This window comes from Micromonospora sp. NBRC 107095 (assembly GCF_030269705.1).
GTDB classification, from domain to species: Bacteria; Actinomycetota; Actinomycetes; order Mycobacteriales; family Micromonosporaceae; genus Micromonospora; species Micromonospora parva.
On record NZ_BSTU01000007.1, the window covers coordinates 353,979 to 367,543 of the forward strand.

The 13,565-nt window shown below is 69.8% G+C and carries 15 protein-coding genes; 11 read left to right on the plus strand and 4 right to left on the minus strand.

The annotated features are described in order from the left end of the window. Positions 1-45 precede the first annotated feature (45 nt). The 3 genes from QSK15_RS29955 to QSK15_RS29965 are packed head-to-tail and all read left to right on the plus strand — an operon-like array spanning position 46 to position 2,419. On the plus strand, positions 46-417 hold the full coding sequence (locus tag QSK15_RS29955) for a CU044_2847 family protein (protein WP_285797390.1): 372 nt from the start codon (positions 46-48) through the stop codon (positions 415-417). Continuing rightward, the gene (locus QSK15_RS29960) at positions 414-1,424 is read left to right on the plus strand and encodes a S1 family peptidase (protein ID WP_285797391.1); all 1,011 of its coding nucleotides are present in this window, start codon (positions 414-416) and stop codon (positions 1,422-1,424) included. The genes QSK15_RS29955 and QSK15_RS29960 overlap by 4 nt, the downstream gene beginning before the upstream one ends. 5 nt (positions 1,425-1,429) lie before the next feature. Beyond that, on the plus strand, positions 1,430-2,419 hold the full coding sequence (locus QSK15_RS29965; protein ID WP_285797392.1) for a hypothetical protein: 990 nt from the start codon (positions 1,430-1,432) through the stop codon (positions 2,417-2,419). 47 nt (positions 2,420-2,466) lie between these two features. Here QSK15_RS29965 and QSK15_RS29970 read toward each other — a convergent pair whose 3' ends face one another. Continuing rightward, positions 2,467-3,180, minus strand: coding sequence for an HAD family hydrolase (locus QSK15_RS29970; RefSeq protein WP_285797393.1), 714 nt, complete (start codon positions 3,178-3,180; stop codon positions 2,467-2,469). On the opposite strand from QSK15_RS29970, the gene QSK15_RS29975 reads away from it, so the two are divergent. Then, complete coding sequence (locus tag QSK15_RS29975; RefSeq protein ID WP_285797394.1) at positions 3,179-5,245, plus strand: peptide deformylase; 2,067 nt, start codon at positions 3,179-3,181, stop codon at positions 5,243-5,245. The two genes, QSK15_RS29970 and QSK15_RS29975, sit on opposite strands and share 2 nt — an antisense overlap. On the opposite strand, the gene QSK15_RS29980 is transcribed toward QSK15_RS29975, so the two are convergent. Next, positions 5,178-5,552: a CU044_2847 family protein gene (locus tag QSK15_RS29980; RefSeq protein ID WP_285797395.1), complete on the minus strand. Its 375-nt coding sequence runs from the start codon at positions 5,550-5,552 to the stop codon at positions 5,178-5,180. The two genes, QSK15_RS29975 and QSK15_RS29980, sit on opposite strands and share 68 nt — an antisense overlap. A gap of 181 nt (positions 5,553-5,733) precedes the next feature. Here QSK15_RS29980 and QSK15_RS29985 point away from each other — a divergent pair, with 181 nt between their 5' ends. Beyond that, on the plus strand, positions 5,734-6,666 hold the full coding sequence (locus QSK15_RS29985; RefSeq protein ID WP_285797396.1) for a helix-turn-helix domain-containing protein: 933 nt from the start codon (positions 5,734-5,736) through the stop codon (positions 6,664-6,666). 38 nt (positions 6,667-6,704) lie between these two features. On the opposite strand, the gene QSK15_RS29990 is transcribed toward QSK15_RS29985, so the two are convergent. Together QSK15_RS29990 and QSK15_RS29995 are read right to left on the minus strand one after the other, a co-directional pair. Further along, on the minus strand, positions 6,705-7,367 hold the full coding sequence (locus tag QSK15_RS29990) for a response regulator transcription factor (RefSeq protein ID WP_285797397.1): 663 nt from the start codon (positions 7,365-7,367) through the stop codon (positions 6,705-6,707). After that, entirely contained in the window at positions 7,364-8,512 is a 1,149-nt protein-coding gene (locus QSK15_RS29995; RefSeq protein ID WP_285797398.1) for a sensor histidine kinase, read from the minus strand. The genes QSK15_RS29990 and QSK15_RS29995 overlap by 4 nt, the downstream gene beginning before the upstream one ends. A gap of 195 nt (positions 8,513-8,707) precedes the next feature. Here QSK15_RS29995 and QSK15_RS30000 point away from each other — a divergent pair, with 195 nt between their 5' ends. The 6 genes from QSK15_RS30000 to QSK15_RS30025 all read left to right on the plus strand — a co-directional run bounded on the left by QSK15_RS30000 (position 8,708) and on the right by QSK15_RS30025 (position 13,532). After that, the gene (locus QSK15_RS30000) at positions 8,708-9,220 is read left to right on the plus strand and encodes a DUF1772 domain-containing protein (protein ID WP_285797399.1); all 513 of its coding nucleotides are present in this window, start codon (positions 8,708-8,710) and stop codon (positions 9,218-9,220) included. Further along, positions 9,217-9,726 carry a hypothetical protein gene (locus QSK15_RS30005; protein ID WP_285797400.1) on the plus strand — a complete coding sequence of 170 codons (510 nt, stop codon included), beginning with the start codon at positions 9,217-9,219 and terminating at the stop codon, positions 9,724-9,726. The genes QSK15_RS30000 and QSK15_RS30005 overlap by 4 nt, the downstream gene beginning before the upstream one ends. A gap of 106 nt (positions 9,727-9,832) precedes the next feature. Next, positions 9,833-11,068 (plus strand): low temperature requirement protein A, encoded by a 1,236-nt coding sequence (locus tag QSK15_RS30010; RefSeq protein ID WP_285797401.1) that lies wholly within the window; start codon positions 9,833-9,835, stop codon positions 11,066-11,068. A gap of 59 nt (positions 11,069-11,127) precedes the next feature. Further along, on the plus strand, positions 11,128-11,697 hold the full coding sequence (locus tag QSK15_RS30015) for a TetR/AcrR family transcriptional regulator (RefSeq protein ID WP_285797402.1): 570 nt from the start codon (positions 11,128-11,130) through the stop codon (positions 11,695-11,697). A gap of 84 nt (positions 11,698-11,781) precedes the next feature. Next, complete coding sequence (locus tag QSK15_RS30020; protein WP_285797403.1) at positions 11,782-12,957, plus strand: GDSL-type esterase/lipase family protein; 1,176 nt, start codon at positions 11,782-11,784, stop codon at positions 12,955-12,957. 275 nt (positions 12,958-13,232) lie between these two features. Continuing rightward, on the plus strand, positions 13,233-13,532 hold the full coding sequence (locus tag QSK15_RS30025; RefSeq protein ID WP_030328301.1) for a hypothetical protein: 300 nt from the start codon (positions 13,233-13,235) through the stop codon (positions 13,530-13,532). Positions 13,533-13,565: the final 33 nt, after the last annotated feature.

The window sequence follows — 13,565 nt, forward strand, 5'->3', positions numbered from 1 at the left end:
TTGACGGTGAACGTTCGGGTGTCTTTGCCAACTGTCCATCTTGGTATGGTCGAGCCCAATCCTGGGGGGACGATGCCGGAAACCGAACTTGTCAGATTTGTTGTCCGTGACGGCACCTCGGTCATTGTCGAGGTGGAGGAGGAGCGTCGAGGCTCGACTCCCGCCGGTAGGCGGGTGAATGGCGTCCGGGAGGCACGCGAATTCTTCGAGGCGAATCTGACTCATATCCGTGACGCGGCCGAAGCCGTGCTCGCCGACCTGCGCAGAGCATCGAGCCCCGACGAGATCAAGATCGGATTCGGGGTGAAGTTGACGACCGAGGTGGGTGCGGTGATCGCCCGTTCCGCCGTGGAGGGCAACATCTCGGTTGAGCTGCTCTGGCGCCGCGACGACTCCACGGACACCCGCACGCCATGACCGGTGTCGACGAGGTGTGGCGCTTGGAGGTGACCGGCGCCAGCACGGGGTGTGGCTTCGCCGTCACACCGACCCGCGCGCTCACCTGCGCCCACCTCATCGCACCCGGCCAACGGCAGTGCCGGGTCGCCTCGCTGCCCGGCATCCGCGCGGTGGACGTGCCCAGCGCCTTTGACAGCGACGTCAACCCGGTTCCGGACGTTGCCACGATCGACATCGCTGGTCACCCGGCGGACGCCGTCGCGCCGATGGGACCGGCAACCCGGCCCGCTCCGGGAACGATCCTCGACCTCTTCGGGCTTCCGGACCGCGGCCAGGAAGGACGCCGCAGCCAGGCGCGGGTCTCAGGCCCGAGTCGCACCGGCGAATGGCTCCAGATCGACGCCGTGCACGGCCATACGGCATGGGTCGAGCCCGGGTTCAGTGGCGGTGCCGCCACGGACGCGGCCACGGGACTCGTCGTCGGCATGGTCGTCAGTGCGGACAGGTCGCTCGCGGAGCGCTCCGCCTGGATCATTCCCAACGACACCATCGTCAGGTGCGCGCCGTGGCTCGCCACCGTGCTCGCCGACCCGCTCGCCGGAGACCCCGACTATGTCGCGATGCTGCGGTCCCTCGACGCCCGGCGCTACACCGCGGCTCTCGACCGGCTCCCCGATCTGCACAGCCGGCACCGCCGCAGCTCGGATCTGTACTACTACTGGGCACTCGTGCTGCTCCAAGGTGTCCGCCCGGCGAACCACTCCGGCGAGGTCATCGACGGCATCGAACGGCTGCTGGGCGAGGCATGCCGCCTCGACCGGGGCTCGGCACACGCGCAGGCGCTCCTGGCGCTGGTCCGTGAGGACTACTACGGCCTGCGCAGCCTGCCGGTGTCAGGTCGCGACAGCCACCACGACCAGGCCACAAGCCGCGTGTCGACCGGCCACGCGATCGAAATCGTCAGCCACGTCCCGGCGACGGAGTGTCTGACCTGGCGCAACCTCTATCGGCGATCCATGGGATGAGTGGCATGACACAGAACCACACGACGCAGAACCCCAGTCGGCAGGAGTTGGTACACAAGTACTTCAACCTGGTGCCGCAGAAACCCTCGTACGTCGGGGCCCTGATCGCGCTCGGCGGCGGCGGCCTGCTCCTTGTCGTCGGCCTGCTGTCGCTCGTCGGTGCCTCCGCCGACAGCGGCCTGGCCGGTCTGGCGTGCCTCGGCTGCCTGGGCATCCTCGGCGGCGGTGCCGCCGTCATCTTCGGTGGAATCAAGCTCGCCGGGACGTACTCGGCCTACAACTCGGCGGTCGCCGCGGCCTATCCCCGCGCCACCGACAGTCAGATGGACGGCTGGCTGCAGGAGGGTGAGAACTACGCGGCGGACGCCGGTCGTCGGAGGTTGAACCGGCACCCGGGCGAAGTCACCCTCAAGTGGGGCGAGAACCTTCTGGTCTTCCACGGTCTGCCGCCGGAGATCCCGTACCAGATCGCCCGTGGTGCCGACGGCGTCCTGCGCGCCTCGCTCTACAAGATCCTGGTCGTCTACCTGTCGAACTATCGGCTGCTGACCTACGAGTCCATCCTCGACATGCGGACCGGCGCGACGATCAGCGACGCGACCAAGGAATACCACCTGCAGAGTGTGGACGGCCTGGAGACCGCCAGTGACCGGGTGAACTTCTTCCTTCCGCCGGCAAACCAGGTGCCGCCCCCCGGCCAGCCGATGCCGCAGAACCCGACGGCGATCCCGATCGCCACGGCCACCGGGAGCATCGTGCACGTGACCGGCAGGCAGACCCTGCGGCTCATGGTCGCCGGACGGCCAGCCATCGAGCTGGTGATGGGTATCTCCGCCACCGACCAGCTCCACATCGAGGGTGTCTCGGGCTCGACCACCGAGGGCATGATCCATACCCTTCGGGAGTACCTACGGCGCCACAACGGTGGCATCTCGGGGCAGACGAGCATGCCTCCCAGCAGCCTCCCTCCGCTGCCACCGCTCGGCCCGGAGTGACGGGCGCGGCGTGGGTGCGGTGACCACGACGGTGGACGGTGTCGGGGTCAGCTGCGCCGGTGGCGCGCTGGCCCCGGCGTCGTGTGGGCTTCGCCCGATGCCCCGTGGGTCGCGGGAGACGCCACCTGACGCAGCGCGGACACGGTGAGCTGACCGAGGCTCGGCACCTGGACCGCCCCGAGTTGCCCCTGGTCACCGACCAGCACCACCGGGCATCCGGCGGCCACCGCGCTGGCAACGCCCGTGGGGGAGTCTTCGACGACGGCGCAACGGCCGGGCGGCAGACCCAACCGCCGTGCCGCCAACAGGTACGGGTCGGGGGCGGGCTTCGTCCGCTTCACGTCGTCGCCGCAGACCACCACGTCGAAGCGGGGAGCACCGGAATGGACAAGCAGAGCGTCGAGGATGTATCGGCTGCTCGACGTGACGAGCCCGACGGGCACACCGCCCGCCCGCAGGGCCCTGATCAGGCGTACGCCGTCGGCCTGCCAGCTCGTCGCCCGGTCACGGTAGAGCTGCCGCACCGCCGCCTCGACCTCCGCCACATCTGCCGCCGGATCCCACCCGGTCCAGCCGATCCGGCGGTGGATCGTCGTGATGGCCTCCAGCGCGGTGAGGCCGAGCAGACCGTCTGTCGCCCCGGCCGGAACAGGCTGTCGCCCGTCGATCAGGGCGACGAAAGCGGACCGCCAGATTGGCGCGGTATCGACCAGGGTGCCGTCGAGGTCGAACAGCACTGCCCACTCATCCATGCCGGTCATGGTGCTCCTCGGCAGGTCACGAATCAATGCGCCATCCTGGCTGGGCCAGGATGTTGCCCGATACGATCGGCGAACCGCTTTCCCGACGGAGGATGTGCTGATGTACCGGGTCGAGCAAGCGATTGCCTTCGTTCTCGACCGGGCGAAGGCCGACCCCGTCGGACTTGCCTTCCTGGTCGGGGAGCGGCTGATGCTGACGTGCGCGCACGTGGTGAATGTGGCGCTGGGCCGTCCCGCCCGACAGGTGGAAAGAGTCCCGAAGAACAGCCGCGTCTCGCTGCATTTCGCTCTGCTGGGGACGCCGAACAGTTGGATCGAACGCAGCGCCGAAGTGGTGGCGTGGTTGCCGGCCGGTGACGACTTCGACGTCGCCGACGTCGCGGTGCTCAGGTTGGGCGAGGGTCTCGCCGGCAGTGGCGCGGAACCGCTTCGCATCCGGGCGGACCTGAAGGACCGTTACAACGTGCCGGTGCAGATGTGGGGGCCCGGCCAGGGGCGTGACCTGGGCAGGCATGTGCAGGGCCGGTTGCTCGGCGCGGTCGGCAGACACCGGTTGCAGGTCGACGAGGTGGTGCACCGGGTCTTTCGGGTTCAGCGCGGGTTCAGCGGAGGGCCGGTCTGGGATCCCGCCACCTCCGCGGTGTTCGGCATGCTCCAGGCGATCACCACCGACGACTCGGCAGAGGTGCTGGTGCTCGACGGCGCGTTGCTGGAGCGGGCGTTGGCGGCGGTCGCCACCGCGCGACCCGGTCTGGTGCTGATACACGACCATGGCGAGGTTCATTACGACGGCACGCAATACACCCTGCGCCAACGGCGCGTGCTGCACCACGGCGGCAGCGCCCCGCGCGCGAAGTACGAGATGAAAGTGTCAGTGCAGCGCTTTCTCAACGACGAGGCCGTGCGTAATCTGCGCCACCACGCGCAGCACCCACTCAGTGTTGACGACCCTGTTCGTGACATCGGCCTACGAGCCTGGTGCGTTTTCGACGGCGAATCCCATCCGATGGATGCCAAGCCGACAAAGGTACGTCACGAAGAGATCAACTTCGACCTCTGTTTTCCCGCCTCGAAACTGCTGACCCCGGGGCAACAGGTGGTCGTCGAGTACACGTACCAGGTCAGTGACGAGATCTGGGGGCAGTGGTACAAGCGCAACATCAAGCCGAACACCGACCGGCTGTCGGTGGAAGCACACCTGCCGACCGAGTTGGAGCCGGAGTGCTGGGGCGTGACCTCACTGCCGTCGGAGACGGACCTCGAACCGTTGCCGGACGTCCAGGTACGGGTCGAGGACGACCGCACCATCTACTCCTGGGACCGTACGGCAGAGGAGGACGACCTCGCCGAGGAGCGTCGCATCCGGCTGGACTGGTTCTTCTGGAAGCGCATCCCGGACAGCAGTGTCTGCGCTGACGCGCCGAGCGTCCTTCGGCAGTTCGGCATCAGGCAGTTGCGGGGCGCGGCACGCGGGCGACGGTCGTCGGAGCTGCCGGCCAAGACGCGGCAGATCAACTTCGACTCACCGAGTGACCGGCTGCTGGCCGGACGTGTGCTCGCGCACCTGCGCCGCGTCGCCGGATGGGTCAACCGGTACCACTCGTTCAAGCCTGAGGTGAGTATGGGGATCGCCGCCCCTCAGCTCGGCATGGCCTACGCCATCGCGATCGTCAGGGTGCCAGGTTCACAGGACTACATCGAACTGGTCAACCCGAGCGTGGTGGACCGGACCGACGAGGAGGTCCGCGACTACGAAGGATGCCTGAGCTTCTTCGACGTCCGCGGCATCGTCCAACGGCCCTACGGTCTTCGCGTACGCCACTGGACCGCGGCGGGCGACCTGCGAGACGTCGTCCTCACAGGAGGGCTCGCCCGCAGCGTCGCTCACGAGATCGACCACCTGAACGGCAAGGTCTACACCGATGTTGACCGCATGCCTGAGGGTGAGGGGCCTGTCGACGTCCCCCGTTACCGTCGGCTGCGGGAGGAGGGCGTGTTCACTGCGCCGGTGCCTCCGACGCAGCTGAGGTGGCAGCAGCCGGGGGCTCACTCCGCCGCCAGGTGACGTTCACAGTGAACGTCGCCTCGGTGGTTCCCTTGGTGAAGATGAGACCGGTCTCTCCGCCGATGGCCAGGCCGAGTTCGACGGTGATCTCGTCCGGCGCCGCCGCCGTCCGCAGCCGGCCGATGACGGTACGCAACGCGGGCAGCACCCTCTCCAGCGACGCGGTCAACGTGGTCGCCGCCCACTGGCCCCGGCCGTCGTCCGCCGCGGCGAGCTCGATCCCCGCGAGGTCGCGGCGATCTACCTGCACCTCCACGTATTCATCGCTACCCTCGGCGACCGGAACCTTGAGCAGCACAGTGCTCATTCACCCTCCCTGGGTCTGATGTCACGAACCGTGTCTGTCGTCTGAACAATGTGTAGCAGTTGATCGCCCGTCGGCGGAAGGCGAACGGTTCGCGGCCCGTGTGCCGGGTCCGATCCCGGTCCCTGGCGCTGGCGCGGACGCACCGCGTTGGTCAGACTTGAGCTCGATGGGGGGACGGGCGATGGACACCTCCGCTCAGGACGAGGCCGCTGCGGCGTTCGTCCGGGAGCTCGCGTACTGGCGCCGCTACCGGGCGATGTCCAAGAAGACGCTCGCCGGCCGGATCGGGTTCGACCCCTCGTACGTCAGCCACATGGAGAGCGGGCGGCATCAGCCCACCGAGGAGTTCGCCCGCCGTGTCGAGGCGGTGTTGGAGACCGGGAACCGTGTCTGGCAGCGGTACGTCGTCTTCGCCGGCACCAGACGGCAGCGAGGTCTGAGCCTGGCTCCCGCTCCTACCGCGATCGCGCCGCCGGCCGGCCCGCACCTGGTGATCGAGGAGGAGTTGGCCTCCCTCGCCCTCGTCGACGGCTGGTACGAGTGCCGGATCTGGCGGCACCTGCACAGCGTCGGCACCGAGCCGATCACCCGGCATACGGTGCAGATCGACATCGACCGGTTCCCCGACGACCCCGAACGGTCCATGGCGTTTCATGCCCGCCATCCGCTCAGCACCGAGGAGGTCGACTTCCGGGCCTCGATCGGCGTCGACCAGCCGGAACCCATGGAGTGGAAGGTCACCCGCAGCCGAAACGCCTTCATGAAGATCGTTCTTTTGTTCGGCAGCGATGGGGTTCCCTACCCGCTCTATCCTGGTCAGCGCACGTTGATCCACTACGCCTACCGGGTGCCGGAGTGGAAGTTCGGCGACTGGCTCCAGCGGGACATCCGGCTGCCCACGCGGCGACTGAACATCAGGATTTCCTTCCCCTCCTCCAGCCATCCCGCGGTCTGGGGCAGCGAGACATCCTTCACCACCGATGTGGCGACCGACGTCACTCCGTCTCCTCGGGTGCGCGACGGTCTGGTCGAGTACGAGTGGGAGGTGCCCCGGCCCCGGCTACGCGCCCAGTACCGGCTGAACTGGCACTACCCCGACCTGAGTCTGCGGTGACCGGAGCGACGCGCTCGCGCGCACTGCCGTACGCGGGGTCAGCCCTCGCCGGGGCGGACCAACCCGCTCTCGTACGCGATGACCACGAGTTGGGCGCGGTCACGGGCGTTCAGCTTGTGCAGCAGGCGACTCACGTAGGTGCGGGCGGTGTCCGGGCTGAGGTGCAGGGCCGCCCCGATCTCCACATTCGACCGGCCGGTGCCGACCTGTGCCAGCACGTCGCGTTCCCGCCCGGTGAGCCCGGTCAGCCGGGCCGGGTCCGCGACGGGGGTGCGAGCTGCCGCGGCGATCACCCGCCGGGTCACCGCCGGTGACAGCAGCGCGTCCCCGCCGGCCACCACGCGGACCGCGTCCCGCAGGGCGTCGGGCGGGGTGTCCTTGAGCAGGAAGCCGGCCGCGCCGGCGCGAATGGCCTCGAAGAGATACTCGTCGTCGTCGAAGGTGGTCAGCATGACCACCCGGACGTCGGCCAGCGTCGGGTCGGTGAGGATGCGCCGGGTTGCCTCGATACCGTCGCCGCCGGGCATCCGGACGTCCATCAGCACCACGTCGGGCCGTTGCTCGCGAACGACCGCCAGGCCGGCTCGGCCGTCGCCGGCTTCACCGACCACGGTGATGTCCGGGGCGCGTTCCAGCAACGCGCGGAGCCCGGTGCGTACCAGGTGCTGGTCATCGACGAGGACGACGCGTATGGCGCTCATGCGGGGACCCCGGCCAGTGGTAGGTGGACCGAGACGCGGAAGCCGCCGTCGGCGGTCTCGCCGGCCGCGAAGGTTCCGCCGAGCAGGGCAACCCGCTCCGACATGCCGCGCAGCCCCTGACCCGTCTCCACCCCGGTGCGGCCGGGGGATCCCCGGCCGTCGTCGACGACCTCCACCGACAGCCGGGCCGGGGTGGCCCGGATCGTCACCACGGCGCGGGTGGCGTGGGCGTGGCGCAGCACATTGGTCAGGGCCTCCTGCACGATCCGGTAGACGGTGCTGCCGACCACCGTGGGCAGGGCGTCGACAGCGCCGTCGAGACGCAGTTCGACCGGCAGCCCACCACTGCGGACGCCCTCGACGAGCGGGCCCAACTGGGTGAGACCGGGGGCCGGCCCGCGCGGCCCGGGCTCGCGGCGCAGCGTGCCCAGCGTGGCCCGCAGTTCGGCCATGGCGCTGCCGCTCACCGCGTGGATCGCGGCCAGAGCGGCCTCGGCCTGCCCGGGCTCGGCATCGGCAAGTGCCTCCCGGGCGACCGCCGACTGCAGGGTGACCACCGACATCGTGTGTCCGAGCGTGTCGTGCACCTCCCGGGCGATGCGCAGCCGCTCGGCCTCGACCTGCCGGGCGGCCTCCCGACGGCGTTCCTCGGCCGCCGAGGCGGCCTGCCGGGCCAACGCGGCCCGTAGCGAACGCCGGTTGCGCACGGCGTCACCGAGAGCGATGACGGCGAGCATCAGGGCCGCCTCGGAGCCGAGACCAGCACCGATCACGACGGAGATGTCGTCTCCCTCGATGAGCCGGGCGGCCACCGAAACGGCCAGCAGGCTCCCGCCGACAGCGGCGGCCGGCAGCACCCGACCCCGTTGGGCGGCCAGGTAGAGGATGGCGGCGGCCGGGGCGGCCACGCCGACCGGCGGCAGTTCCAGCGCGTAGTAGCCGAGGATGCTGGCTGCGGTCACCAGCAGCGCCGCAACGGTCCAACGCCGGGCCACCAGCAGCAGGACTGCCCACCCGGCCCCGAATCCGCCGGCCGACGCCGCCTGGGCGGCGGACGCGTCCTCGGTCACGACCGCCGCCGTCACCAGGCTCAGGATGGCGACAGCGAGCAGCGCCTCGGTTCGGGTGGGTGAGGTGGCCGGCACGTCCGTGAGCCTAAGTCGGTGCGGACCCGCGCCGCTGCCGTCCGCAGGCAACACCCCCGCCCCGGCAGGTACGTCGAGAAGCGATGCCAGCTCGCGCGGCTGCGCGGCAGACGGTGCCGGGTTGGCGACCTAGCGTCGACGGCGACATCACCGATCGTGCCCACCAGGGCCTGGAAATGACGGAGAAGTGCCGCTGTGTCCCGTATCAAGCTGACGTGGATCGTGCTCATCGTGCTCGTCTGGGCGGCGATGATGTCCTTTGGTGGGGTCGCGGCCGAGACCGTGATGCTCTACCCGAACATCTTCGGTGACGCGCCCGCCTCGCTGGACCGGGCCCGCGAGTTCCTGGTCGCCGGAGGCCCGAGCGACTACTTCCCGCCGCTGGGCGCCTCGGTCGTGCTGACCAGCCTCGTCGCTACCGCCCTCACCTGGCGCAACCGGCGACTGCGGTGGTACGTCGCGGCAGCCGCGGTGGTCTTCATCGCCTGCGAGTTCCTGTTCTCCGTGGTGTTCTTCTGGCCGCGCAACGAGATCATGTTCGTCGACCCGGTCGGCACGCACTCCCCGGAGTACCTGCGCCAGGTAGCCGAGGAGTTCGTCGCCGGCCACTGGGTACGCCTCGCCGGCGGCGCGGTGACCTCCGCGCTCGCGTTCACCGCCCTGCTGCGCTTCGCCCGGGAGACCGCACCGGTACGGGGCGAGCGATGAGCGCCGCGCGGCGCACTCTCGGGTTCTCCTGGCCGGCCCTGGTCGGGCTCGCCGCGTTGGCCACACCGCGGGTGATCCTGCACGACCTGCACGTCGTGGCGGAAGGGCAGCCGGCCACCGTGCTGCTCGCGGTCGTACCGCTGGTCTGTTGGGTGGCCGCCGTGCTGTGGCGGCGTCCGCCGCGTCCGTTCCTGACGGTGGTGGTGATCGGGGCGGTCCACGGTGTTCTTCTCGCGGTCGGTCACCAGGTCCTGTGGGACGAGGCGTTCGGTGCCACCGGGCCGAGACTCGGCACCTTCGACCCTCGTGTGCAGGAAGCGATCCTTCGGGTGGCGGCGGTGTTCTCCAGCCTCGTCACCGGGGTGCTCACCGGGGTGGTGGCCGGGGCGGTGGCGGCGGCGTTGACTCGCTTCGTCATGGGGCCGCGGCGTGTCGCCGAGCAGCCGGTCGAGCAGACGTCGTGCGGGCCGGACGACGCTCGGGGGACTCGGCCACCGCAGGGCTGACCGGTGAACCGGCGCGCGTGGTGGGTCCGACCCGGCCCGCGTCCGCTGACGCAACTCCTTCCGCTGCCTCGTCGTTGGTGCGACCAGGGGCGGATGGAGGCGGTCGATGGCGGCAGGGCGGGGTGCCGGGCTGCTGCGTCCGCCGACGAGTTCGGGCCGTGCGACGTTCCTGGAGCTGTTCTTCGATCTGGCGTTCGTGGTGGCCCTCACCCGGGTCTCGCAACGGTTCGCCGGCCTCGGCGAGGACACCGGCTGGACGCTTGTGCTGGGGTTCGGGCGGACGCTCCTGCTCTTTCTGGCGCTCTGGCTGATCTGGTCGCACACCGCCTGGATCACCAGCCGTTACGAACCGGAGCAACCGGTCATTCAGGCCGTCGTGGTCGGCACCATGTTCGCCGGTCTGATCATGGCAGTGACGTTGCCGCGGGCGATGGAGGAGCGGGCGCTGCCGTTCGCTGCCGCGTACCTGATCGTGATGGTGGTGCGGCCGTTGGTGATCGCCACCGCGTTGCGTGGCCATCCGCGACGGCTGGTGCCGTTCCGGCTTGCCGTGTGGGCCTCGGCGAGCGCGCCACTGTGGTTGGCCGGCGCGCTGGGTCCGGACGACCTCCGCCTGCCGCTGTGGGTTGCCGCTGTCGCTGTCGACTACGTCGCGTGGGCCCTGGGTTGGCCGCTGCCCTGGCTCGGGGCCTCGAAGGTGGCCCGGTGGCGGATCGCCGGGACTCACCTCGCTGACCGGTATCAGCAGATGTTCCTCATCGCACTCGGTGAGTCGATTCTGGTCATCGGCGTGGTTTTCAGTGGCGCGGACTATTCGGCGGACCGGGCAGCCGCCTTCGCTGTCGCGTTCGCGACCAGCGCGCTGCTCTGGCGAATCTACTTCCACTGCGCGGGTCTGCTCCTGACCGATGCGTTGGACCGGGTCGTCATGCCGGCTCGCCTCGGCGCGGCGTCGGAACGGACGCACCTGTTGCTCGTACTCAGCGTGCTCGTCACGGCGGTCGGCTACGAGTTGGTGATCGATGATCCGTTCGGGCAGCCGAGGCCCGGCTGGCTGCTGTTCGTGGTCGGCGGTCCGATGCTCTTCCTGGTCACCCGTGTCCGGTTCGAGTACGAGATCTTCGGGAGGGTGTCCCGGTCCCATCCGATCGGACTGGTCGCTCTGCTGCTGTGTACGCCGGCGCTGGCCCACCGGGCGCCGATGGTCGGGCTGAGCGTGGTGGCCGGGGTGCTGGCCCTGGTCGCGCTTGTCGACGCGTGGTGGCGGCGGGGAGAGCCGACGGAGGTTCAGGGGTCTCCGATCGGAGGGGAGAAGTCCGACGTTGGCGATTCCGAGGCGTGACGTGATGCCTAGTACTATTAGGCGATAGACTGATGGTGTTAGGCAGGCGGGGGAGGGTCATGGAGAAGCGAGGGCTCACGCCGGAGCGTCTGACCCGAGCGGGGGCGGAGCTGGCCGACGAGGTCGGCTTCGACGAGGTCACCGTCTCGGCGCTCGCCCGGCGGTGCGGCGTCAAGCTCCCCAGCCTGTACTCGCACCTGAAGAACTCACATGACCTCAGGGTCCGCATCGCGCTGTTCGCGCTGGAGGAACTCGCCGACCGGGCGGCCGATGCCGTCGCCGGTCGTGCCGGCCGCGATGCCCTGGCCGCGTTCGCGGAGGCCTACCGCGACTACGCCAGAGAGCACCCGGGCCGTTATGCCGCCGCTCGGCTCCGGCTCGATCCGGAGACGGCGGCCGCGAGCGCCGGCGTCCGGCACGCGCAGATGGCCCGGGCGATCCTGCGGGGCTACGAGTTGAACGAGCCGGACGCGACGCACGCGGTCCGCCTGCTGGGCAGCGTCTTCCACGGCTTCGTCAGCTTGGAACTGGCCGGCGGTTTCGCGCACAGCGCCCCCGACGAGCGGGAATCCTGGGACTGGATCGTGGATTCAGTCGACGCGCTGCTGCGTAGCCGCAGCGGTTGCTGACGGGGTCAGGAGCCGCCCGTCCGCGAGTGGTTCGCGGCGCGGCGCGCCGATGGACACCGACATCCCCTCGAAAGGCTTGAGGCAATGCCCACCGATCATCGATGGACCACCCCGATCACCGCGGACCTGCTGCGCGGCTTCGTCGACCTGGAGACGACCACGCGCGGTCTGCTGCCGCATCGGCTGACCGCGCGGGCGCGCCGGCAGATCCCCGACGACCAGCTGGCCATGGCCGAGGCCCAGCCCTCCGGTGTGCGACTGGTCTTTCGGACCCGGGCCACCACCATCGAACTGGACACGCTGCCCACCAAACGGGTCTACCAGGGCTTCCCGCCACCAGCGGACGGCGTCTACGACCTGCTGATCGACGGCCGTCTGGCCGCGCAGGCGTCGGTGGCCGGCGGCAACGTCCGGACCGTCACCGACATGTTCACCCAGACGTCGGTGCTCGCCGAGGGACCGGCCGGCACCGCCCGCTTCGCTGACCTGCCCGCAGGTGAGAAGGACGTCGAGATCTGGCTCCCACACACGGAGATCACCGAGTTGATCGCGCTGCGCACCGACGCGCCCGTCGAGCAGAGCCCGCCCGGCCGACGCAGAACGTGGCTGCACCACGGCAGTTCCATCAGCCACGGCTCGAACGCCGGTCATCCCAGCGCCATCTGGCCGGCGCTGGCCGCCGCCGCTGGCGGCGTGGAGCTGGTCAACCTGGGGTTCGGGGGGAGCGCGCTGCTCGACCCGTTCACCGCCCGCGCCATGCGGGACATTCCGGCGGACCTGATCAGCGTCAAGATCGGCATCAACATCGTCAACAGCGATGCGATGCGGCTGCGCGCCTTCACCCCCGCGGTCCACGGTTTCCTCGACACCATCCGGGAGGGGCACCCGGGCACGCCACTGCTGGTCGTGTCCGCCATCCTGTGCCCGGTCCAGGAAGACACGCCCGGCCCTCTCGCGCCGGACCTCGACGGCGGGAGGCTGCGGTTCAAGGCCACGGGGGATCCGGCCGAACGCAGCGCCGGACGGCTGACCCTCACCATCATCCGGGACGAACTCGCCCGGATCGTCCAACAGCGGGCCACCGACGACCCGAACCTGCACTACCTCGACGGGCGTGACCTGTACGGCGAGGCGGACTACGCCGAAATCCCCCTCCCCGACGAGGTCCACCCCGACGGTGCCGGACATCGCCGCATCGCGGAGAACTTCGCGCGGCTCGCATTCGGCGACGGCGGCCCCTTCGCCACGAAGACCCGATAAACCGTTCGGGTACGCGGACAGCGGCCGGCCCGTTCCCTCGACGTGCCGGCCGGGTGTCCGCCGAGCCTGACGCTGCCATCGATCTCGAACCACCACCGTTGACCGGTCGGGTCCAGCTCGTCCTCGACCAGGTGCGCGGTGGACGCGGATCCGACCTTGGGTGAACAGAACGATCGGTCTTGACGATCGGGGCGCAAGTCGCTATCGTTCTCATAGACAGAACGTTCGTTCCGCCTAGGCAACTGACTGTGCGGCGGTGACCGAAGGAGAGCGCCATGCCCACGAAGATCACTCTGATCATCGGGAATCCCGCCAACCCGGACGAGTTCGAGAAGGTCTACGCCGACGTACGCCGGGCCGCGGAGACGTTCCCGAAGCTCCAGCGGGTCGAGTCGGCCAAGGTGTGGCCGAAGGAGGACGGCACGCCCACCCCCGCCTACCGGACGCTCGACCTCTACTTCGCCAGCTACGAGGACGCCTCCGCCGCGGTCGCGACGCCCGCCGCCGGCGCCGTCTTCGGTGGGCTCCAGGGCGCTCAGGTGGAGATCACGGGCCTGTTCTCGGACGTCGAGTAGTCCCGCCCGTCCCAGGGGCCCCACACCCCGCTG

What these genes read in the sequence shown, in the direction of transcription:
- QSK15_RS29960 (WP_285797391.1), top strand. Translation starts at nt 414, where the DNA reads ATGACCGGTGTCGACGAGGTGTGGCGCTTGGAGGTGACCGGCGCCAGC.
- QSK15_RS29975 (WP_285797394.1), top strand. Translation starts at nt 3,179, where the DNA reads ATGGTGCTCCTCGGCAGGTCACGAATCAATGCGCCATCCTGGCTGGGC.
- QSK15_RS30005 (WP_285797400.1), top strand. Translation starts at nt 9,217, where the DNA reads ATGAGCGCCGCGCGGCGCACTCTCGGGTTCTCCTGGCCGGCCCTGGTC.
- QSK15_RS29990 (WP_285797397.1), bottom strand. Translation starts at nt 7,367, where the DNA reads ATGAGCGCCATACGCGTCGTCCTCGTCGATGACCAGCACCTGGTACGC.
- QSK15_RS29980 (WP_285797395.1), bottom strand. Translation starts at nt 5,552, where the DNA reads ATGAGCACTGTGCTGCTCAAGGTTCCGGTCGCCGAGGGTAGCGATGAA.
- QSK15_RS30015 (WP_285797402.1), top strand. Translation starts at nt 11,128, where the DNA reads ATGGAGAAGCGAGGGCTCACGCCGGAGCGTCTGACCCGAGCGGGGGCG.
- QSK15_RS29965 (WP_285797392.1), top strand. Translation starts at nt 1,430, where the DNA reads ATGACACAGAACCACACGACGCAGAACCCCAGTCGGCAGGAGTTGGTA.
- QSK15_RS30025 (WP_030328301.1), top strand. Translation starts at nt 13,233, where the DNA reads ATGCCCACGAAGATCACTCTGATCATCGGGAATCCCGCCAACCCGGAC.
- QSK15_RS29985 (WP_285797396.1), top strand. Translation starts at nt 5,734, where the DNA reads ATGGACACCTCCGCTCAGGACGAGGCCGCTGCGGCGTTCGTCCGGGAG.
- QSK15_RS29970 (WP_285797393.1), bottom strand. Translation starts at nt 3,180, where the DNA reads ATGACCGGCATGGATGAGTGGGCAGTGCTGTTCGACCTCGACGGCACC.
- QSK15_RS29955 (WP_285797390.1), top strand. Translation starts at nt 46, where the DNA reads ATGGTCGAGCCCAATCCTGGGGGGACGATGCCGGAAACCGAACTTGTC.
- QSK15_RS30010 (WP_285797401.1), top strand. Translation starts at nt 9,833, where the DNA reads ATGGCGGCAGGGCGGGGTGCCGGGCTGCTGCGTCCGCCGACGAGTTCG.
- QSK15_RS30020 (WP_285797403.1), top strand. Translation starts at nt 11,782, where the DNA reads ATGCCCACCGATCATCGATGGACCACCCCGATCACCGCGGACCTGCTG.